Here is a 21,047-nt window from a genome sequence, read left to right as displayed (position 1 = left end):
TTGCCCGCGCATCCCCGCGGAATCGCCCGCAAACCGCGAGATCTTCGGTATTTGACGCAATAATCGCGTCGCATCGCTTCTGAATTTGCAGGAAACGCGGACGAATTTCCTTGCTTATCCGGAGGCCCCTTCCTAGAGTTCAGCGCAAGCGGGCACTCATTTCGAGGAAAGTTCGATGACCGACATCACGGACCACGCGCGCGGCGCATTGCGCGCGCAACCGTTCAGCATGCTGCTGGGGACGGAGCTGATGCATATCGGCGACAACGAAGTGTCGCTGTGCCTGCCCGTGCGCGAGGAACTGCGGCAGCAGCACGGTTTCGTGCACGGCGGCGTCATCAGCTATCTCGCGGACAATGCGCTGACATTCGCCGGCGCGCTCGTGCTCGGCCCGCGCGTGATCACCGCCGAATACAAGATCAACTACCTGCGGCCGGCCGTGAACGGCACGCTCGTCGCGCGCGCGAAGCTCGTCTACGCGGGCCGGCATCAGGCGACGTGCCAGTGCCATGTGTTCGTCATCGACGGCGACCACGAGCGGCTCGTCGCGATCGCGCAAGGCACGATCAATCGCGTCGGCGACGGGAAGATGCCGGATGCGCCGGAGGAAACGGCGTGAAACCGGCCTGAACGGCCCGCACGCTATTTCCGGCCGCGACGCACCGGAGTCGCCTCCGCTAGCCCCCCTCATCACCCGCCAACGGCAAAAACCGCGGCGCCACCCTCGCCCGCACGGTCCCGTGTTCATCCGTCCGATAGATCCCGCGCGCCGCGTTATGCGGATGCACGGCCGCGTCAGCCACGCTCAGCACCGGCGCGAAACACGCGTCGGTGCCTTCGAGCAGCGCGCGCCAGTGTGCTGACGGCTGCTGCGCGAACACGTCGGCAAAACGCGCCTTCAACGCGGGCCAGTGCGCGCGGTCGTACTGCGACGCCGGATCGACGTCGGTCAGCCCGAGCCGTTCGACCAGCAGCGCATAGAACGGCGGCTCGAGCGCGCCGATCGTCACGCATTCGCCATCCGCGCAGCGATACACGTCGTAGAACGGCGCATCGTGAAAGAGGCTCGGCTGCGCGCCGTCGAGCTGCCCGTTCGCGCGCGCCCACAGCGCGAGCGAGCCGAGCATCGACACGATGTCGACGATCGCGCCGTCGACCACGCGCCCCGGCCCGCCGCCGCGCACGTCGAACAGCGCGCAGACGATTCCGAACGCGAGCCCGAGCGCGCCGCCCGCATCGCCGACGACGGTCGGCGGCACACCGGGCCGGCCGTCGCGCGGCGCGGACAGCGACAGCAGCCCCGTCAGCGCGACGTAGTTCAGGTCGTGCCCGGCCGCGGCCGCGAGCGGGCCGTGCTGGCCCCAGCCGGTCATCCGCCCGTACACGAGTTTCGGGTTGCGGCGTGCGCAATCGTCGGGCCCGAGGCCAAGCCGCTCCATTACGCCGGGCCGCAAGCCCTCGATCAACGCGTCGGCCTGCGCGATCAGGTCGAGCGCGGCGTCACGGCCGGCCGGCGCCTTCAGGTCGAGCTCGACGATCGTCTTGCCTTCGCGCAGCAGGTCGCCGTCGCGGGCCCGCAGCGCATCCGGCGCGCTCGTGCGGCCGGACGGGCGCGCGATCAGCGTGATCCGCGCGCCCATCCCGGCGAGCATCCAGCCCGCGAGCGGGCCGGGGCCGAGACCTTCGAATTCGACGATGTGGATGCCGGAAAGCGGCGCGTTCAATGACATGGCGACGACCTCGCTGAAATGCAGCCGGCACAAGAGCGGCGAAACCTCCCGATTCTATGCGAATGCCTGCGCGCGTCCGCATCGTCCGATCAGCCAGCCGCCGCATCCCGACGCTGCGCGTCCAGCGCCTCCAGCATCGCCGTCACGATCGCGTCGCGACGCGCGTCGATCCGCTCGACGGGCCCGGCCACCCCCATCGCCAGCGGCAGGCCGTTCCAGCCGTCCGCGATCACCATCGAGATCATCGCGGCGCCCTGCGTGACCGTATGTGCCGAATACGAGTAGCCGAGCCGGCGCGTCTGTTCGACCTTGTCGAGCACGACATCCTCGTCGATCGTCCTGCCCGACTTCCCGATCCGGCGGATGCTGCGTGACACGAGCCGGCGGATCGCGCTGTCCGGCTGAAGGCTCAGCAGCGCCCAGCCGAGCCCCGACATGCAGATCTCGCGACGCGTGCCGATCGGCGCGTAGAACTGGATCGGAATCGTATGAGAGCCCTCCACCGCATCGATGTACTGCACGTACAGATCGCTCTGCACCGCGATCACGACAGCCTCGTGCGTGCGGGCCGCCAGCCGCTTCGCGACGGCACGCCAGTGTCGCCGGCTGCCGGCCGCCGAGTCGACCAGCGCCTCGCCGAGATTGACGAGCCGTGCAGTAGGCGCATAAGCGTGAGTCGCGTCGTCGTACGCGAGATAGCCGAGTGTCTTCATGCTGGTCAGCAGCGCCGCCGCACTCGACCCCGGATACCCGCAGCGCGTGGCGATCTCGCGCACGCTCAGCGGCCGCTGCAATGTACTGAAGAGTTCCAGCACCTCGAACACGCGCGCCGCGCTCTTGACCACGTTTCCGCTCATCCCGCCCTCTCCGCAGCTACCGGGACGGGCCTTCCACATATGTGGAACGGAATTTCCCGCCGCCAACCGTCGTGACGATACTAGGCTTCGGCCCGCGGCGTGAAGTCCCGCGGCACGGAACACACGGAGACACCATGGCAGCCTTTCTGATCCGTGAACGGCAGGGCCCGATCCTGACCGTCACGATGAACCGTCCCGAAACCCGCAACGCCATTTCGGACACCGATGCGATTGACGCACTGACCGAATGCTGCGACGACGCGAACCGCGACGAATCGATCCGCGTGCTGGTCCTGACCGGCGCCGGCACGACGTTCTCGTCGGGCGGCAATGTGAAGGCCATGCGCGCGTTCATCGAATCGGACCCGCACGATCCCGCCGCGATCCGGACGAGCTATCGCCGCGGGATCCAGCGCCTTGCACAGGCGTTCCAGCACCTCGAAGTGCCTGCCATCGCGGCGATCAACGGCCCGGCGATCGGCGCCGGCACCGATCTCGCGTGCATGTGCGACATCCGCATCGCTGCCGATCGCGCGCGCTTCGCCGAGAGCTTCATCGCCCTCGGCCTCGTGCCCGGCGACGGCGGCGCATGGTTCCTGCCGCGGATCGTCGGCGCCGCCGTCGCCGCGGAAATGTCGTTCACGGGCGATGCGCTGGACGCGCAGGCTGCGTTGCGCTGCGGGCTCGTGTCGCGCGTCGTGCCCGACGGCGATCTCCTCGCGCACGCCCATGAGCTGGCCGGCCGCATCGCCCGTCATTCAGGCACCGCACTGCGCCTGACCAAGCGGCTGCTGCGCGAAGGCCGCCACGCGAGTCTCGATACGCTGCTCGACCTGTCCGCGTCGTACCAGGCGTTCGCGCACGCGACCCCTGAACATCGAGCGGCAGTCAACGCACTGTTCGCCGCACGCGGCTGAACCCGCGCCCGCGACGCATCACGGCCGCGCAGCCGGCGCATCGAATCCACATCGAAGGAGACATCGTCATGACCAGCAGTAACGAAGGCGCGCTCGCAGGCGTGCGTGTGGTGGACCTGAGCCGCGTCTATGCGGGGCCGTTCTGCGCGCAGACGCTCGCCGACCACGGCGCGGACGTCATCAAGATCGAACCGCCGCAGGGCGACGAAACGCGCGACTGGGGGCCCGCGATGCCGAACGGCCTGTCCAGCTACTACTGGGGACTCAACCGCAACAAGCGCAATCTCGCGCTCGACCTGTCGCATCCCGACGGACGCGACGTGCTGTTCCGTCTGCTCGAAACAGCCGACGTGCTGATCGACAACTTCAAGCAAGGCACACTCGAACGCTGGGGCATCGGCTACGAAGTCTGCCTGCGCGAACGCTTCCCGCGCCTCGTCCACTGCTCGATCTCCGGATACGGCACCGACGGCCCGCTCGCGCGGTTTCCGGGCTACGACGCCGTCGCGCAGGGCCTCGCCGGCTTCATGTCGATCAACGGCGAGCCGGGCGGCGTGCCGCTCAAGGTGCCGTTTCCGGTCGTCGATTTCGCGGCGGGCCTGAGTGCCGTGTCGAGCGTCCTGCTGGCGCTGGTCGAACGGACGCGCTCCGGCCTCGGGCAGCATGTCGACATCGACCTGTTCAGCACCGCGCTGTCGATGCTGCATCCGGTCAGCACGAGCTGGATGGCGACCGGCGAGGTGCCCGTCGCGACGGGCAACGTCTACGCCGCGATCGCACCGTACGGCGTCTATCCGTGCAAGGACAAGCCGGTCGCAACGGGCGCCGGCAACAACCGCACGTTCGCAAGGATGGTCGAAGCGCTCGGCGTGCCCGAGCTCGCCCGCGATCCGCGTTTCGCGACCAACGCGCAGCGCGTCGCGCACCGCGATGCGCTCGACGCGCTGATCGGGCAGTTGACCGGCGAGCTGCTCGCCGACGAGGTCGTCGATCGACTGATGCGCGCCGGCGTCGCGACGGGGCCGGTCAACACCATCGCCGATGGTTTCAACCATCCGCAGGCGGCCCGCAATGCGATGTTCATCAAGAGCGACACGTATATCGGCGCGGGCGTTCCGGCCAAACTGTCGCGCACGCCCGGCTCGATACGCCGGCCGCCCCAGCCGTTCGCCGCCGATACGGACACCGTGCTCGACGCGCTCGGCATCGACGCGGCGCGCCGGGATGCGCTGCGGCAGGCAGGCGTGCTCCACGACACGCGCGCCGACGCCACCGGGAGCACGTCATGAGCGCATCCGGCTCGTTCTCCTCGCTGACGGGCGACGACGCGCCGTCGATCCTGCGCAACGACGACGACGGCATCGCATGGCTGACGATCCATCGTCCAGATGTCGCCAATGCGCTGTCCGCCGAAGCGATCCGGCGCCTGTGCGACGAACTCGTCACGCTCGACGACAACCCGACGATCCGCGTCATCGTGATCCGCGGCGCGGGCGAACGCGCGTTCAGCGCGGGCGTCGATCTCGGCGATCCCGAGATACGCGGGATGCAGCCGATGCGCGGGCTCGCCCGCAACGTGCACGAGCTGATCCTCGAACTGCGCAAGCCGACGATCGCGGCAATCAACGGCCACGCCATCGGCGGCGGCTGCGAAATCGCGCTCGCGTGCGACCTGCGGATCGCCGCCGATCACGCGACCTTCGCGCTGCCCGAAGCGCGGGTCGGGATGGGCGCGAACTTCGCGAGCGTACTGCTGCCGCGCATGCTGCCGCGCGCGATCGCGATGGAGCTGCTGTTCACGGGCCGCCGCTTCGATGCCGAAGAAGCGCAGCGGGTCGGCTTGCTGAACCGCGTCGTCCCCGGCGCCGCACTCGACGACACCGTGCGCGAACTGGCGCAGACGATCGCCGCGAACGCGCCGCTCACGATCCGCCGCATCAAGGAAACCGCGACGCGCAGCCAGGGGCTTCCGGTGGCCGCTGCGCTGCGGCTGGACGTCGGCCCGGACGTCTACGCGAGCGAGGACCGGATCGAAGGTGCCCGCGCGTTTCTCGAGAAGCGCAAACCGGTATTCAAGGGGCGCTGAACCCGACACGACACGGCGGCACCACGCGCGCAACCGCTCCCAGAACGCGGGCGCGCCACAAAAAAGACATGGAAAGGAGACGCCTTCATGCAACGCAAAGCACTCCTGATCGGCGCGTGCGCGCTGTGCGCCACGTCGGCGCACGCGTCGTCGGTCACGCTGTACGGGATCGTCGACAGCTACGTCGAATTCGATCGCATCGGCAGCCTGTCGAGCATGCGGCAAAGCGGCGGCGGCTCGTCGACGAGCCGCTTCGGACTGACGGGCGTCGAGGATCTCGGCGGCGGCACCTCGACGAAGTTCGTGCTGGAAAGCGGCTTCTCGCCGGCCGACGGATCGTTCCAGGGCGGCACGCTGTTCTACCGGCAGGCTTACGTGTCGCTGCAGAACACACGCTACGGCGACCTCCGGCTCGGCCGGCAATACACACCCGCGTTCTACGTCGTGTACGACGGCGATCCGTTCGGACTCAACGAACGGCTGTCGCCGCTCGCGCTGCTCGCGACGTCGACGGACACGATCACGAGCAACACGACGCCGCCGATTCCGCGCTTCAACCAGGCGGCGTCGTACCTGAGCCCCGACTGGAACGGCCTGCGCGTGATGGCCACGTACGGCTTCCCGACGCCGAACGCGCTGTCGACACAAGCCGGACGCAACTACGGCGCCGGGCTGCAGTACCGGATCGGCGGGCTCTACGTCGGCGCCGGCTTCCAGGGCGATACGTCGGCCGGCAACCTCGCACCCGTCGTCGCGCCGTCGACGACCCGCCACTACGTGTTCGCGGCCAACTACGCGTTCGCACGGGTCAAGCTGTACGCCGCGTTCCTGTACGGCGTCGGCACGGCGGCGCGTCTGCCCGCGTTCTCGACCGCGAGCGTCGGTGCGTCGATCAACGTCGGTGCGCTCGATCGCCTGCTCGTCTCGATCGTGCGCCGCGACGTGAAAGGCTCGGCGAACGACGCGACCGCGCTCGGCGCCGGCTACGACCATCCGCTGTCGAAGCGCACGTCGCTCTACGCGCGCTATCTGTACATGAAGAACGGCGGCGTCGCCCGCAACACGGTCGTCGCCGGACTGCAGCCGCAACCGGGCGGCACCGAGCAGGTGTTCGCGCTCGGCATCGTCCACCGCTTCTGACGGAGTGTCCATGACCCCGACCCTTTCCACTCACGTGGCCACCATCGACGAGCGCGCGACGCAGGCGCTCTACCGGCGGATCTCTCGCCGGCTGCTGCCGTTCCTGATCCTCTGCTACACGCTGTCGTTCATCGACCGGATCAACATCGGATTCGCGCACGCGCAGATGGCGGCCGAACTGCACTTCTCCGACGCCGTCTACGGGCTCGGCGCGGGCATCTTCTTCATCGGCTACATGGCGTTCGAGATTCCGAGCAACGCGCTGCTTGCGCGGATCGGCGCACGCAGGACGATCGCCCGGATCATGGTGCTATGGGGGCTCGGCTCGGCCGCGACGATGTTCGTCACGACGCCCGTGCAGTTCTATGCGTGCCGCTTCCTGCTCGGCGTGTTCGAGGCCGGCTTCTTCCCCGGCATCCTGTTCTATCTCGGCGCGTGGTATCCGCCGCGACAACGCGCGAAGGCGTTCGCGCTGTTCATGACCGCGCTGTACCTCGCGGGGCTGATCGCCGGCCCCGTGTCGGGCGCCATCCTCTCCTACTTCGACGGTGCCGCCGGCCTGAGCGGCTGGAAATGGCTGTTCGTCGTCGAAGGGCTGCCGAGCAGCGTACTCGGTCTCGTCGCGCTGCGCTTTCTCGACGACCGGCCGGACGACGCACGCTGGCTGTCGGATGCCGACAAGGCCGCGCTGCGCGCCGCGCACGCGCAGGCCGAAGCCGGCACGCCGAACGCAAACGCGGCGCGGCCGCTGCTCGCGCACCGCGACTTCTGGCTGCTGTGCGCGGCCAATTTCGCGATCGCGGCCGCCGGCTACGCGCTCGTGTTCTGGATGCCCGTGATCCTGCATCGCGGCGGACTGCATGGGGCGATGCAGATCGGACTGCTGTCCGCGCTGCCGTACCTGTGCGGCATCGTCGGCATGCTCGCGATGGGCTGGCGCACCGAGCGCCGGCGCGAATGGCGCGGGCACGGTGCAGTCGCGATGTTCGCGTGCGCGGTGGCGCTTACCGGGCTGGCGAGGGTCGGCGGCACATCGCACCTGATGATCGCGCTCTGCATCGCGGTCGCCACGCACGCCGCGTCGTTGCCCGCTTTCTGGGTGCTGCCGGGGCTCGCGCTGCCGAAGCGTTCGATGGCGGTCGCGATCGCGGCGATCACGATGTCCGGCGCGATCGGCGGGTTCGCGAGCCCGTTCCTGATGGGCGTGCTCAACACGGCCACCGGGTCGATGCGCGGCGGGCTCTATTTCAACGCCGCGCTGCTCGCGGCCGGCGCCGTCGCGCTGCTCGGCACGCTACGGGCCAGGGCATCGGCTCCTGTGAATGCCCACTGATGGCATCCGCCTCTCCTTCCTCACACTCATCGACTCCCATGAATTTCGACCTTGAACTCGAACACCGGATGATCCGCGATCTCGTCGCACGTTTCGTGAAGGACGAGCTGATTCCGCTCGAAGCAGCGGTGATGGCGCGCGAGGCCGACGGCCAGCGCTTCGGGCTGCTCGACGATGAACGCGCGCATCTCGACGAGCGGTCCCGGCAACTCGGCCTGTGGGGCCTCGACGCACCGCTCGACGCCGGCGGCTCGGACCTGCCGGCCGTCGCGATGGTCGGCGTGAACGAAGCGATCGGCACGACCGTGACGCCGTACATCCTGCCGCCCGATTCACCAAACCTGCGGATGCTGTGCGAAGTGGCCGACGACGCGCAACGCGCGCGCTATCTCGAACCGTACGCACGCGGCGTCACGCGCGCCGCGATGGCGATCTCCGAGCCGGGCGCCGGCTCGGATCCGGGTGCGCTGTCGACGACGGCCGTGCGCGACGGCGACAGCTGGGTGCTGAACGGACGGAAGATCTGGATCAGCCACGCGCCCGAGGCCGACTGGACGATCGTGATGGCGCTCACCGATCGAAGCAAGGGCAAGCGCGGCGGCATGACGGCGTTCATCGTCGATCGCAACACACCGGGCTTCGTCATCGAACGGCGGATCCCGATGATCGGCGGGCTGTCGACCTACGAAATCGTGCTGGAGGACTGTCGCATCCCCGCCGCGCAGTTGCTGGGCCCGGAAGGCGCCGGCTTCGCGCCGATGCAGGCGCGGCTTGCGAACCGGCGGCTAGAGATGGCCGCATGGTGCATCGGCCGCGCCGAGCGCGCGGTCGCGATGCTGTGCGACCATGCGAAACAGCGCAAGACTTTCGGCGTGCCGCTCGCGGAGCGCCAGGCGGTCCAGTGGTGGGTCGCCGACGCGCTCACGCAGATCCACGCGTGCCGCCTCATGACCTACGAAGCGGCTGCGCGCGTGGATGCCGGACAGGATGCGCGCACGCAGATCTCGATGGTCAAGGTGTTCGCCACCGAAATGGCATCGAGCGTCATCGATCATGCGATGCAGACGCTCGGCGCGATGGGCATGACGAAGGAAATGCCATTGCAGCAGATGGCCAGCGAGGCGCGGTTGATGCGCATCTTCGAAGGCCCGACCGAGGTGCACCGTTGGGTCATCGCGCGCAGCGCACTCTGACCACGGCGCGCCCCCACCTTCACGATGGAGCTACGCGTTGGACACCCTGCATCTCGTCGATCCCGAAATCCGCCCGCTGCTCGAGACCTGGCCGACCGTCACGCTCGGCATCGACAACCTTGCGCAGTCGCGCGAACGCGTGCTGCCGCTGCCGCCTCCCGACCTTGCCGGCAGCACGCTCGAACGCCGCACGGTGCCCGGTCCGGCCGGCGCGCCGGACGTCCCGGTGCTCGTCTACCTGCCCGACGATCACGCGCGCCCGCTCCCGGCAATCGTCCACATGCACGGCGGCGGCTTCGTGCGCGGCAAGGCGAAGGATCTCGAAGCGGTTCATCGGTCACTCGTGACGCAGCTCGGCTGCGCGCTGATCTCGATCGACTACCGGCTCGCGCCGGAAACCGTGTTTCCCGGCGCGATCGAGGATTGCTACGCGGCGCTCGCATGGGTCTTCCGCGATGCCGATGCGCTCGGCATCGACGCATCGCGCATCGGCGTGGCAGGCGAAAGCGCGGGCGGCGGGCTCGCCGCCGCACTGGCGCTGCTGGCCCGCGACCGCGGCGAGTACCGGCTCGCGTTCCAGCATCTGGTCTATCCGATGCTCGACGATCGCACCTGCACGCGCCCGCCGCATCCGCATGCCGGCGAATTCGTCTGGCATGCAGCCAACAACCGGTTCGGCTGGACCTCGTTGCTCGGTCACGCGCCGGGCATCGACGGCGTGTCGCCGTACGCGGCCGCTGCACGCGCCACGCGGCTTGACGGCCTGCCGCCCACGTTCCTGTCGGTCGGCTCGCTCGACCTGTTCGTCGACGAAAATCTCGACTACGCGCAGCGCCTGCTCCGCGCGGGCGTACCGACCGAGCTGCACGTGCTGCCCGGCGGCGTACACGGCTTCGACATCGTGCCCGGTGCGCGCGTATCCGAAACGGCACGCCGCCTGAGCCACGACGCACTGCGCCGCTTGCTGCACGGCTGACGAAAACGACGCGGGCGGCCGAAGCCGCCCGCATCGCCATCGCCGTAACCGGCAACGATCAGAACGCATCCCCCGGCACCCGCACCCAGCCTTCCATCAGCACACGTGCGCTGCGGCTCATGATCGCCTTCGTGACGGTCCACTCGCCGTTCTCGCGTTGCGCTTCCGCACCGACGCGCAGCGTGCCCGACGGATGGCCGAACCGCACCGCATTGCGCTCACCGCCACCTGCCGCGAGATTGACGAGCGTGCCGGGGATCGCCGCGGCCGTGCCGATCGCCACCGCCGCCGTGCCCATCATCGCGTGATGCAGCTTGCCCATCGACATCGCGCGCACCAGCAGGTCGACGTCGGCCGCGTTCACGCGCTTGCCGCTCGACGCGACATAATCGGCCGGCTTCGCGACGAACGCGATCTTCGGCGTGTGCTGCCGCGTCGCGATTTCGTCGAGCGTATCGATCAGGCCCATGCGCAGCGCGCCGTGCGCGCGGATCGTCTCGAACTTCTCGAGCGCCTTCGCATCGCCGTTGATCGCGTCCTGCAGCTCCGTGCCCGTATAGCCGATCGCTTCCGCCTCGACGAAGATCGTCGGGATGCCCGCGTTGATCATCGTCGCCTTCAGCGTGCCGACGCCCGGCACCGCGAGATCGTCGACGAGGTTGCCGGTCGGGAACATCGAGCCGCCCGCGCCTTCTTCCTCGGCGGCAGGGTCCATGAACTCGAGCTGCACCTCGGCGGCCGGGAACGTGACGCCGTCCAGCTCGAAGTCGCCCGTCTCCTGCACCGCGCCGTTCACGATCGGCACGTGGGCAACGATCGTCTTGCCGATGTTCGCCTGCCAGATCCGCACGGTCGCGATGCCGTCACGCGGCACACGCGCCGGATCGACGAGCCCGCCGCTGATCGCGAACGGGCCGACGGCCGCCGACAAGTTGCCGCAGTTGCCGGTCCAGTCGACGAACGCACGGTCGATCGCGACCTGGCCGAACAGGTAGTCGACGTCGTGGCCGGGCCGCGTGCTCTTCGACACGATCACCGTCTTGCTGGTGGACGACGTCGCGCCGCCCATCCCGTCGATCTGCTTGCCGTACGGATCGGGGCTGCCGATCACGCGCAGCAGCAGCGCGTCGCGCGCGGCGCCCGGCGCCTGCGCGGCGTCCGGCAGGTCCTGCAGCCGGAAGAACACGCCCTTGCTGGTGCCGCCGCGCAGGTAGGTCGCGGGAATCCTGATTTGAGGAATGTGAGCCATGTCTGTGTTCCCAATGTGCGCCCGTCAGGCCGCCTGCGACGATTCGAGGAAGTCCTGCGCGAAACGCTGCAGCACGCCGCCCGCTTCGTAGATCGACACTTCCTCGGCCGTATCGAGCCGGCACGTCATCGGCACCTCGACGCGCTCGCCGTTCTTGCGGTGAATCACGAGCGTCAGGTCGGCGCGCGGCGTGCGCTCGCCGATCACGTCGAAGGTCTCGGTGCCGTCGATGCCGAGCGTCGTCCGGTTCGTGCCGGGCTTGAACTCGAGCGGCAGCACGCCCATCCCGATCAGGTTCGTGCGGTGGATCCGCTCGAAGCCTTCGGCGGCGATCGCCTCGACGCCCGCGAGCCGCACGCCCTTCGCGGCCCAGTCGCGCGACGAGCCCTGGCCGTAGTCGGCGCCGGCCACGACGATCAGCGGCTGCTTGCGATTCATGTACGTCTCGATCGCCTCCCACATCCGCATGACCTTGCCTTCCGGCTCGACCCGCGCGAGCGAGCCCTTCTTCACCGCGCCGTCGACGACCGCCATCTCGTTGACGAGCGTCGGGTTCGCGAAGGTCGCGCGCTGCGCGGTCAGGTGGTCTCCCCGGTGCGTCGCGTACGAGTTGAAGTCTTCTTCCGGCAGGCCCATCTTCGCGAGGTATTCGCCGGCCGCGCTATCCAGCAGGATCGCGTTCGACGGCGACAGGTGGTCGGTCGTGATGTTGTCGCCGAGCACCGCGAGCGGGCGCATGCCTTGCAGCGTGCGCTCGCCGGCCAGCGCGCCTTCCCAGTACGGCGGACGGCGGATGTACGTGCTCTGCGCGCGCCAGTCGTACAGCGGCGCCGCACGCTCGCCCGCATCGGCGCTGCGCGCGAACATCGGTTCGTAGACCTTGCGGAACTGCTCGGGCTTCACGCTCGACGCGACGATCGCATCGATCTCCTCGTCGGTCGGCCAGATGTCCTTCAGCGTGACGGGCTTGCCGTCCTGGTCATGGCCCAGTACATCCTTCTCGATGTCGAAGCGGATCGTGCCGGCGATCGCATACGCGACGACGAGCGGCGGCGACGCGAGGAACGCCTGCTTCGCATACGGGTGGATGCGGCCGTCGAAGTTGCGGTTGCCGGACAGCACGGCCGTCGCGTACAGGTCGCGATCGACGATCTCCTGCTGGATCTTCGGGTCGAGCGCGCCCGACATCCCGTTGCAGGTCGTGCACGCGAACGCGACGATGCCGAAGCCGAGCTTCTCGAGTTCCGGCAGCAGGTTCGCTTCTTCGAGATACAGCTCGACCGCCTTCGAGCCGGGCGCGAGCGAACTCTTGACCCACGGCTTGCGCGTCAGGCCCTTCGCGTTCGCGTTGCGCGCGAGCAAGGCCGCGGCGATCACGTTGCGCGGATTGCTGGTGTTCGTGCAGCTCGTGATCGCGGCGATGATCACCGCGCCGTCGGGCATCTCGCCTGCCTTTTCTTCCCACTGGCCGGCGATCCCGCGTGCAGCGAGATCGGACGTCGGCAGCCGCTTGTGCGGGTTCGACGGGCCGGCCATGTTGCGCACGACGCTCGACAGGTCGAACGTCAGCGTACGCTCGTACTGCGCGTTGGCGAGCGTATCGGCCCACAGGCCGGCTGCCTTCGCATAGGTCTCGACGAGCTTCACCTGCTCGTCGCTGCGGCCGGTGAGGCGCAGGTAGTCGGTCGTCTGGCCGTCGATGAAGAACATCGCGGCCGTCGCGCCGTATTCGGGCGCCATGTTCGAGATCGTCGCGCGGTCGCCGAGCGTGAGGCTCGCCGCCCCTTCGCCGCGGAATTCCAGATACGCACCGACCACCTTTTCCTTGCGCAGGAACTCGGTCAGCGCGAGCACGACGTCGGTCGCGGTGATGCCGGGCTGGCGCTTGCCGGTCAGCTCGACGCCGACGATGTCGGGCAGGCGCATCCACGACGCGCGGCCGAGCATTACGTTCTCGGCTTCGAGCCCGCCGACGCCGATCGCGATCACGCCAAGCGCGTCGACGTGCGGCGTGTGGCTGTCGGTGCCGACGCAGGTGTCCGGGTACGCGACGCCGTCCTGCGCCTGGATCACCGGCGACATCTTCTCGAGGTTGATCTGGTGCATGATGCCGTTGCCCGGCGGGATCACGTCGACGTTCTCGAACGCCTTCTTCGTCCACTCGATGAAGTGGAAGCGATCCTCGTTGCGGCGATCCTCGATCGCGCGGTTCTTCGCGAACGCGTCCGGATCGAAGCCGCCGCATTCGACGGCGAGCGAGTGATCGACGATCAACTGCACGGGCACGACCGGGTTCACCTTCGCCGGGTCGCCGCCGCCGTCGGCGATCGCGTCGCGCAGGCCGGCGAGATCGACGAGCGCCGTCTGCCCGAGGATGTCGTGGCATACCACGCGCGCCGGGAACCACGGGAAGTCGCGTTCGCGCTTGCGCTCGATGATCTGCTTCAGCGAATCGGCAAGGATCGCCGGGTCGCAGCGGCGCACGAGGTTTTCGGCGAGCACGCGCGACGTGTACGGCAGCGTGTCGTAGGCGCCGGGTGCGATCGCGTCGACCGCGGCACGCGCGTCGAAATAGTCCAGCGACGTGCCGGGCAGGGGTTTGCGGTTGGCGGTATTCATGATGTGGGGCGGAATTCGGGGTATGACGTTCCGCGCGCGCCGGCGGCCCGCATCACGGGCGCCGGCGCGTGCGGCGGGCGTTTCAGCGCTTCTCGATCGGCACGAACTGCAGGTCTTCCGGGCCCGTGTAGTTCGCGCTCGGGCGGATGATCTTGTTGTCGACGCGTTGCTCGATGATGTGCGCGCTCCAGCCCGACGTGCGCGAGATCACGAACAGCGGCGTGAACATCGCGGTCGGCACGCCCATCATGTGATACGACACCGCGCTGAACCAGTCGAGGTTCGGGAACATCTTCTTCGCGTCCCACATCACCGATTCGAGGCGCTCGGCGATGTTGTACAGCTTCACGTCGCCCGCTTCCTTCGACAGCTTGTGCGCGACGCCCTTGATCACCTTGTTGCGCGGATCGGAGATCGTGTAGACCGGGTGGCCGAAGCCGATCACGACTTCCTTGTTCTCGACGCGGCGGCGGATGTCGGCTTCGGCGTCGTCCGGCGAGCTGTAGCGGCTCTGGATTTCATAGGCGACTTCGTTCGCGCCGCCGTGCTTCGGGCCGCGCAGTGCGCCGATCGCGCCGGTGATCGCCGAGTAGATGTCCGAGCCCGTGCCCGCGATCACGCGGCCCGTGAACGTCGATGCGTTGAATTCGTGCTCCGCGTACAGGATCAGCGACGTGTGCATCGCCTCGACCCACGACTTCGACGGCGTCTTGCCGTGCAGCAGGTGCAGGAAGTGGCCGCCGATCGAGTCGTCGTCGGTTTCCGTCTCGATACGCTTGCCGTTGTGCGAGAAGTGATACCAGTACAGCAGCATCGAGCCGAGCGACGCCATCAGGCGGTCGGCGATGTCGCGCGCGCCCGGCAGGTTGTGGTCGTCCTTCTCCGGCAGCACGGTGCCGAGCACCGACACGCCCGTGCGCATCACGTCCATCGGGTGCGCGGACGCCGGGATCTGCTCGAGCGCGACCTTCAGCGCGCTCGGCAGGCCGCGCAGCGCGCGCAGCTTGGTCTTGTACGCGGCCAGTTCGGTCAGGTTCGGCAGCGTGCCGTGCACGAGCAGGTGCGCGATTTCCTCGAATTCGCACGATTCGGCGACGTCGAGAATGTCGTAGCCACGGTAGTGCAGGTCGTTGCCGGTCTTGCCGACCGTGCACAGCGCCGTGTTGCCGGCCGTCACGCCCGACAGCGCCACCGACTTCTTCGGCTTGAATGCGCCTGCGGCGGCCGGTGCTGCTGCGTCTTTCGTCTCGCTCATGTTTCCTTTCTCCAATGTGTATCGGGGGTGCGGGCCGCGTTACTTCTTGCCCTGCGCGAACAGCTCGTCGAGCTTGCGCTCGTATTCGTGATAGCCGAGGAAGTCGTACAGCTCGGCGCGCGTCTGCATCGTCGGCACGGCCGCCTTCTGCGTGCCGTCGCGGCGCAGCGTTTCGTAGAAGTTCAGCGCAGCCTTGTTCATCGCGCGATACGCGCCGCAGCAGTACAGCGCGATGTCGACGTTCGCCTCGCGCAGTTCGTCGATCGTGAACAGCGGCGTCGAGCCGAACTCGGTCAGGTTCGCGAGGATCGGCACCTTCACGGCTGCCTTGAAGCGGCGGTAGTCGTCGAGCGACTTCATCGCTTCCGGGAAGATCATGTCGGCGCCGGCTTCGACGTAGGCCACCGCGCGTTCGATCGCCGCGTCGATCCCTTCGGCGGCGGCGGCGTCGGTGCGCGCCATGATCACGAACTGGTCGTCGGTACGCGCATCGACCGCGGCCTTCACGCGATCGACCATTTCCTCGATCGGCACGACTTCCTTGCCCGGACGGTGGCCGCAGCGCTTCTGGCCGACCTGGTCTTCGAGGTGCACGGCCGCGACGCCGGCCTTGATGAACGAGCGGACCGTGCGTGCGATGTTGAACGCGCCGCCCCAGCCCGTATCGATGTCGACCAGCAGCGGCAGGTCGGTCGCGTTGGTGATCCGGTTCGCGTCGATCAGCACGTCTTCCATCGTGCTGATGCCGAGGTCGGGGATCCCGAGCGAGTTCGCGGCGACGCCGCCGCCCGACAGGTACACGGCCTTGAAGCCGACGGCCTGGGCCATCTTGGCCGCGTACGCGGTGATCGCGCCGACCACCTGCAGCGGCTGCTCGGCCGCGACTGCCGCGCGGAACTTCGCGCCGGCGCTCTGAAGATGCGTATTGCTCATGAACGGCCTCCTGATGGAATGCCCGATAACAGCAAGGTCCGGGCCAGCTCGCGAAACGTCGCTAACCCACTGATTCTTAAGCAACCGGCCCGCGCGACGCCGCGCCCCGCCATTTCAATTCAGCAATTTCGTGTTTCAAAAATGAAATCGCGCGCGCATAATCGACCGTCATGGACCTCTCCTCGACCAAGCCCGTCGGCCCGGCCGATCGCACGGTGCGCCCGCGCATCTGGGCGATGGGTATCAGCCGCCTGCGCGACCTGTTTCGCGAGATCGCCGGCGAATTCGACGAACGCGCGGACGTGCGCATCGTCACGCGCGCCTATGAAGATGCGCTGAGCGCGATCGCGGAGGCCGGCACCGCGCGGCCCGACGTGATCGTGGCGGCCGGCTCGAACGGCGGCTTCCTGAAAACGCGTGCGCAGGTGCCGGTGGTGGTGGTATCGCCGACCGGCTTCGACGTGATGCAGGCGCTTGCGCGCGCCCGGCGCGATGCGTCGCGGATCGCGCTCGTCAGCGCCGGCGAAACGCCGCCCGAAGTGCGCCGCTTCGTCGCCGCGTACGGCCTCGACGTGCAGTTTGCGTCATATCAGTCGGCACAGGAAGCGGAAGCCTGCGTGCACGACCTGCACGATCGCGGCATCGAAACGATCGTCGGCCCGGGCCTCGTCACCGATCTCGCGGCGAGTGCCGGCATGGGCGCGGTATTCCTGTATTCGCACGCCTCGGTGCGCAAGGCCGTCGAGACGGCGCTCGAAGTCGCGTATGCGACGCATGCCGAGGCGTTCCGCCGCCAGCGGCTCGACACGCTGTTGCAGCATCTGCGCGACGGCGTCGTCGCGCTCGATGCGCACGGCCGCGTCGAGGCGATCAACGAACGGCTCGCGTCGGCGCTCGGGGTCGAACCCGCGGCGGCCGTAGGCCGCGCGCTCGTCGACTTGCGCCCCGAGTTGCGTACGCTGCGCGGTGAAGACGGCGACGCGCTCGCGACCGTACGCGGCGTGCGTTACGTCGTGCATCGCGGGCCGCTCGTCGATCGCGGCGTGACGTCGGGCAGCGTGCTGACGTTCCAGGAATCGCGCGCGGTCGAGCGGCTCGATCGCGCGTTGCGGTCGCAGCCGACCACGCAGCAGTTCGCCGCGCGCTATGCGCTCGACGACGTGGTCGGCGCGTCGGCGCCGATGGCGCGCGTGCGCGACCTCGTGCGCCGCTACGCGAAATCCGATGCGACCGTGCTCGTGCTCGGCGAAAGCGGCACCGGCAAGGAAATGATCGCGCAGAGCCTGCATGCGCTGTCCGCGCGGCGCAGCTACCCGTTCGTCGCGGTCAACTGCGGCGCGTTTCCGGAGGCGCTGCTCGAGAGCGAGCTGTTCGGCTACGAGGAAGGCGCGTTCACCGGCGCGCGGCGCGGCGGCAAGACCGGGCTGTTCGAGGCCGCGCACCGCGGCACGCTGTTCCTCGACGAAATCGGCGAGATGCCGCCGTCACTGCAGAGCCGGCTGCTGCGCGTGCTGCAGGAGCGCGAGGTGATCCGCCTCGGCTCGACCGAGCCGATCCGCATCGACGTGCGCGTGATCGCCGCGACACACCGGCCGCTGCTCGCGGCCGTCGAGGCCGGCACGTTCCGCGCGGATCTCTATTACCGGCTCAACATCCTGAACGTCGGCCTGCCGCCGCTGCGCGAGCGCGCGGCCGACATTCCCGCGCTCGCGGCGACACTGCTCGTGCAGGCTGCGCGGCGCGAGCCGCGGCTCGCCGAACGCCTGCGCGATGCCGGCGATGCCGCGCGTGTGCTCGGCACGACGCAGGCCACGCTCGCGCGCTACCGGTGGCCCGGCAACGTGCGCGAGCTGCAGAACGTGATCGAGCGGATCGCGGTGGAACTCGCCGAGGCAGTCGACGAAAGCGATCCTGCCGCCGCGTGCGCCGCGCTCGATCCCGACGCGCTGCAGGCGATCGCGCCCGAGCTGTTCGCCGCGCCGCCCGACGCGGCCGACACCGACGCCAGCGATGCGCAGACGCTGCACGCGCGCCGCCGCCGCGCGGAAGCCGACGAGATCCGCGCGGTGCTCGACGCATGCGGCGGCGACCGCGACCGTGCGTGCGCGATGCTCGGCATCAGCAAGACGACGCTGTGGCGGAAGCTGTCGGCGAAATAGGCCCGGCGCGCGGCCGGCCCGTCAGTCGGCCTTGTGATAGTGGCGGTACGCCTTCGCGCGATTGCCGCACGACGACATCGAGCACCAGCGGCGGCTGCCGTTCTTGCTGTCGTCGACGAACAGCCACTGGCATGCATCGTTCGCGCAGCGCTTGACCTTCCCGAGCCGCGCGCCGCCGAGCAGGTCGATCGCCGACCACAGCACCGGGCTCAGCAGCCCCGCGAGCGTGGCGCGTGACGCGTCGATCCGCCACGCATAGCGGCCGTCGATGCGCGCCAGCGCGACGCGCGGCGACGCTTCCGCCAGGAAACCGCCGAGCAGCGCGAGATCGTCGGCCTGCGGCTCGCGTTGCTCGGCCTGCGCATGAAAGAGCCGGTATAGCGCCTCGCGCAACGCGAGTGCGCGCGCCAGCATCGCCGGCTCGTCGCCCTTTTCTTTCCATTTCTCCTTGTCGGGCACGCGACATGCGTCGGCCAGTGCGGCCGGTACGCCCGCCTGATCGCGGCACCACGCCAGCAGGTCGTCCATCGTGCCGAAGGTTTCCGTTGGCGGGTCGCTGCCGCGCCAGTACAGCGTGTTCGCGAAATCGAGGCTCAACGTTTCGGACGGCGCGGGAATCAGATAGTCCGTCGTGACGGAAGGTTGCGTTTTGCTCATGACGCGATCGTATCTAACCATCATGCCGGTTGACAAGCGCCCAAGCGATTTCTAACATAACCTGCATGGTGGTTAATAACAGGTTTGCCGCACTGACGCCCCTTTCAATCCAAGGAGACACAGATGAGCGATCGCATTTCGTTCAGGGTTATCCACACCGCCGCCGGCCGCACGTACGACGACAGCACGCTCGGCGCGCTTCGCTACAAGCGGCTGGCATGGTGCCTGTAAGCAGGCTTGTCGTACTGACGTCCCCCTCTCGGTTCAAGGAGCCACAGATGATCGACCATCTTTCGTTCGGCGTTGCCCACATCGACCGCAGCCGCACCTTCTACGACAGCGCGCTCGGCGCACTCGGCTACAAGCGTCTATATAGCGACGACGGCGCCGTCGGGTACGGCACGACCGAGCCCCAGCTGTGGTTGGAGCACGCGGCTCGGCCCGTCGTCGCCGATCCCGATTCCGGATTGCATCTGTCGTTCAAGGCTGCTTCGCCGGTCGAGGTCGACGCGTTCTACCGTGCGGCGCTCGCGCACGGCGGCAAGGACAACGGCGGGCCCGGCAAGCGCGAACACTACGGCCCCGGCTATTACGCGGCGTTCGTCGTCGATCCCGACGGGTATCGGCTGGAAGCGCATTGCGAGCTCGACAACGTCGTGTGACGCCGCTGCATATATCGCGTACCAATGCCGAGGGCCCGATTCCGTGCAATGCGGAATCGGGCCCTCGGTTCTAGCGCGCAAGCGACCGGTTATTGCGCGCCGCGCGTGTGCTGCAGTTGCTCGCCGAGCCCTTCGATCCCGAGGCGCACCGTCTGGCCGGCTGTCAGGAACACCGGCGACGGCTTGATGCCCATGCCGACGCCCGGCGGCGTGCCGGTCGTGATCACGTCGCCCGGCTGCAGCGTCATGCAGGTCGACAGATACGCGATCAGCTGCGCGACGGTGAACACCATCGTGCGCGTGTTGCCGTTCTGATAACGGTGGCCGTCTATTTCGAGCCACAGGTCGAGACGCTGCGGATCGGGCACTTCGTCGCGCGTGACGAGCCACGGACCGATCGGGCCGAACGTGTCGAAACCCTTGCCCTTGTCCCACTGGCCGCCGCGCTCGATCTGCCATTCGCGCTCGGACACGTCGTTGACGACGCAATAGCCCGCAATGTAATCGAGCGCGCTCGCTTCGGCGACGTCTTTGCACGTCGCGCCGATCACGACGCCCAACTCGACTTCCCAGTCGGTCTTGACCGAACCCTTCGGGATGTCGATGCCGTCGTTCGGGCCACAGATCGAGCTCGTCCACTTGCCGAACACGACCGGCTCCTTCGGGACCGGCATGCCGGCTTCGGCCGCGTGATCGGCATAGTTCAGGCCAATGCCGATGAACTTGCCGACGTGCCCGACGCACGCGCCGATGCGCGGCTCACCGGATACGAGCGGCAGCGTGGCCGGATCGATCGCCCGCAGCCGCGCGAGACCGGCGTCGGACAGCGCATCGCCGGCCAGATCCGGCACGTGCGCGGACAGGTCGCGAATCCGGCCGTCCGCGTCGAGAATACCGGGCTTTTCCTGGCCGGACGGGCCATAGCGAAGCAGTTTCATCGTGCTCACCTCTGTTGTCGAATGGGACAGGATAGCGGCCGACGCGACCTTTCGCGGCCGCGCGCCGGACTGATTGTCGATCGTCGATAGCGCACGTCGGCACCGCATCCGGCAGGCGGTTCGACGCGCGAGGGTCGCGCGGGCGCAGCGATCGCGGCGCCGCACGGAGAGTATGGCGCGCATCGAACGGGCGGCCGCCGGTCTGCGCATCGGCGACGACGGCCCGGCACCCGCGACGCGTGCCGGCCCATGCCGGCCGGCTTCACGCGCGGCCGTGCCGTCGTTGGCCCGCCAGCCTTTGTACCATCGGCCGCGCGCCGTGAAATGACACGCGACGGATACC

Annotated in this window: 18 protein-coding genes; 10 read left to right on the top strand and 8 right to left on the bottom strand. The window is 68.5% G+C overall.

The features are described from left to right. The first annotated feature begins 175 nt into the window (after positions 1 to 175). Positions 176 to 619 (top strand): PaaI family thioesterase, encoded by a 444-nt coding sequence (locus AC5LXX_RS17095; protein WP_011353771.1) that lies wholly within the window; start codon positions 176 to 178, stop codon positions 617 to 619. Positions 620 to 677: 58 nt separating this feature from the next. Here the strand turns inward: AC5LXX_RS17095 and AC5LXX_RS17090 are convergent, their stop codons facing one another. Beyond that, positions 678 to 1,730 carry a CaiB/BaiF CoA transferase family protein gene (locus AC5LXX_RS17090; RefSeq protein ID WP_493412368.1) on the bottom strand — a complete coding sequence of 351 codons (1,053 nt, stop codon included), beginning with the start codon at positions 1,728 to 1,730 and terminating at the stop codon, positions 678 to 680. 89 nt (positions 1,731 to 1,819) lie between these two features. Then, positions 1,820 to 2,587 carry an IclR family transcriptional regulator gene (locus tag AC5LXX_RS17085; RefSeq protein ID WP_493412367.1) on the bottom strand — a complete coding sequence of 256 codons (768 nt, stop codon included), beginning with the start codon at positions 2,585 to 2,587 and terminating at the stop codon, positions 1,820 to 1,822. A gap of 134 nt (positions 2,588 to 2,721) precedes the next feature. Between AC5LXX_RS17085 and AC5LXX_RS17080 the strand changes: the two genes are divergently transcribed. The 7 genes from AC5LXX_RS17080 (at position 2,722) to AC5LXX_RS17050 (ending at position 10,232) form a co-directional block, all read left to right on the top strand. After that, a complete protein-coding gene (locus AC5LXX_RS17080) occupies positions 2,722 to 3,504 on the top strand; it encodes a crotonase/enoyl-CoA hydratase family protein (protein WP_493412366.1) in 783 nt (260 codons plus the stop codon). 68 nt (positions 3,505 to 3,572) lie between these two features. Next, positions 3,573 to 4,793: a CaiB/BaiF CoA transferase family protein gene (locus AC5LXX_RS17075; protein WP_493412365.1), complete on the top strand. Its 1,221-nt coding sequence runs from the start codon at positions 3,573 to 3,575 to the stop codon at positions 4,791 to 4,793. Next, entirely contained in the window at positions 4,790 to 5,590 is an 801-nt protein-coding gene (locus AC5LXX_RS17070; protein WP_493412364.1) for an enoyl-CoA hydratase/isomerase family protein, read from the top strand. The genes AC5LXX_RS17075 and AC5LXX_RS17070 overlap by 4 nt, the downstream gene beginning before the upstream one ends. An 87-nt stretch (positions 5,591 to 5,677) precedes the next feature. Then, complete coding sequence (locus AC5LXX_RS17065; protein ID WP_493412363.1) at positions 5,678 to 6,730, top strand: porin; 1,053 nt, start codon at positions 5,678 to 5,680, stop codon at positions 6,728 to 6,730. Between the two features lie 10 nt (positions 6,731 to 6,740). Then, the gene (locus AC5LXX_RS17060) at positions 6,741 to 8,063 is read left to right on the top strand and encodes an MFS transporter (protein ID WP_493412362.1); all 1,323 of its coding nucleotides are present in this window, start codon (positions 6,741 to 6,743) and stop codon (positions 8,061 to 8,063) included. Between the two features lie 38 nt (positions 8,064 to 8,101). Then, positions 8,102 to 9,256 carry an acyl-CoA dehydrogenase family protein gene (locus AC5LXX_RS17055; protein WP_493412361.1) on the top strand — a complete coding sequence of 385 codons (1,155 nt, stop codon included), beginning with the start codon at positions 8,102 to 8,104 and terminating at the stop codon, positions 9,254 to 9,256. Between the two features lie 37 nt (positions 9,257 to 9,293). Then, a complete protein-coding gene (locus tag AC5LXX_RS17050) occupies positions 9,294 to 10,232 on the top strand; it encodes an alpha/beta hydrolase (RefSeq protein WP_493412360.1) in 939 nt (312 codons plus the stop codon). A gap of 58 nt (positions 10,233 to 10,290) precedes the next feature. On the opposite strand, the gene prpF is transcribed toward AC5LXX_RS17050, so the two are convergent. The 4 genes from prpF to prpB all read right to left on the bottom strand — a co-directional run bounded on the left by prpF (position 10,291) and on the right by prpB (position 16,288). Next, positions 10,291 to 11,481 (bottom strand): 2-methylaconitate cis-trans isomerase PrpF, encoded by a 1,191-nt coding sequence (gene prpF, locus AC5LXX_RS17045; protein ID WP_493412359.1) that lies wholly within the window; start codon positions 11,479 to 11,481, stop codon positions 10,291 to 10,293. 24 nt (positions 11,482 to 11,505) lie between these two features. Beyond that, on the bottom strand, positions 11,506 to 14,100 hold the full coding sequence (acnD, locus tag AC5LXX_RS17040; RefSeq protein WP_493412358.1) for a Fe/S-dependent 2-methylisocitrate dehydratase AcnD: 2,595 nt from the start codon (positions 14,098 to 14,100) through the stop codon (positions 11,506 to 11,508). Positions 14,101 to 14,182: 82 nt separating this feature from the next. Further along, a complete protein-coding gene (gene prpC, locus AC5LXX_RS17035) occupies positions 14,183 to 15,355 on the bottom strand; it encodes a bifunctional 2-methylcitrate synthase/citrate synthase (protein WP_059238566.1) in 1,173 nt (390 codons plus the stop codon). 39 nt (positions 15,356 to 15,394) lie between these two features. Beyond that, entirely contained in the window at positions 15,395 to 16,288 is an 894-nt protein-coding gene (gene prpB / locus AC5LXX_RS17030; protein WP_493412357.1) for a methylisocitrate lyase, read from the bottom strand. Between the two features lie 170 nt (positions 16,289 to 16,458). Here prpB and prpR point away from each other — a divergent pair, with 170 nt between their 5' ends. Next, positions 16,459 to 18,447 carry a propionate catabolism operon regulatory protein PrpR gene (prpR, locus tag AC5LXX_RS17025; protein WP_493412356.1) on the top strand — a complete coding sequence of 663 codons (1,989 nt, stop codon included), beginning with the start codon at positions 16,459 to 16,461 and terminating at the stop codon, positions 18,445 to 18,447. A gap of 21 nt (positions 18,448 to 18,468) precedes the next feature. Here prpR and AC5LXX_RS17020 read toward each other — a convergent pair whose 3' ends face one another. Continuing rightward, a complete protein-coding gene (locus tag AC5LXX_RS17020) occupies positions 18,469 to 19,128 on the bottom strand; it encodes a CGNR zinc finger domain-containing protein (RefSeq protein WP_493412355.1) in 660 nt (219 codons plus the stop codon). Between the two features lie 254 nt (positions 19,129 to 19,382). On the opposite strand from AC5LXX_RS17020, the gene AC5LXX_RS17015 reads away from it, so the two are divergent. After that, complete coding sequence (locus AC5LXX_RS17015; RefSeq protein WP_493412354.1) at positions 19,383 to 19,766, top strand: VOC family protein; 384 nt, start codon at positions 19,383 to 19,385, stop codon at positions 19,764 to 19,766. Between the two features lie 89 nt (positions 19,767 to 19,855). On the opposite strand, the gene AC5LXX_RS17010 is transcribed toward AC5LXX_RS17015, so the two are convergent. Next, positions 19,856 to 20,704 carry an ureidoglycolate lyase gene (locus AC5LXX_RS17010; RefSeq protein ID WP_493412353.1) on the bottom strand — a complete coding sequence of 283 codons (849 nt, stop codon included), beginning with the start codon at positions 20,702 to 20,704 and terminating at the stop codon, positions 19,856 to 19,858. Positions 20,705 to 21,047: the final 343 nt, after the last annotated feature.

The sequence above is a fragment of the Burkholderia torrens genome, assembly GCF_984668525.1.
The sequence above is the reverse complement of the archived record's forward strand: the minus strand, read 5'-3'. Positions and strand labels throughout refer to the sequence as shown.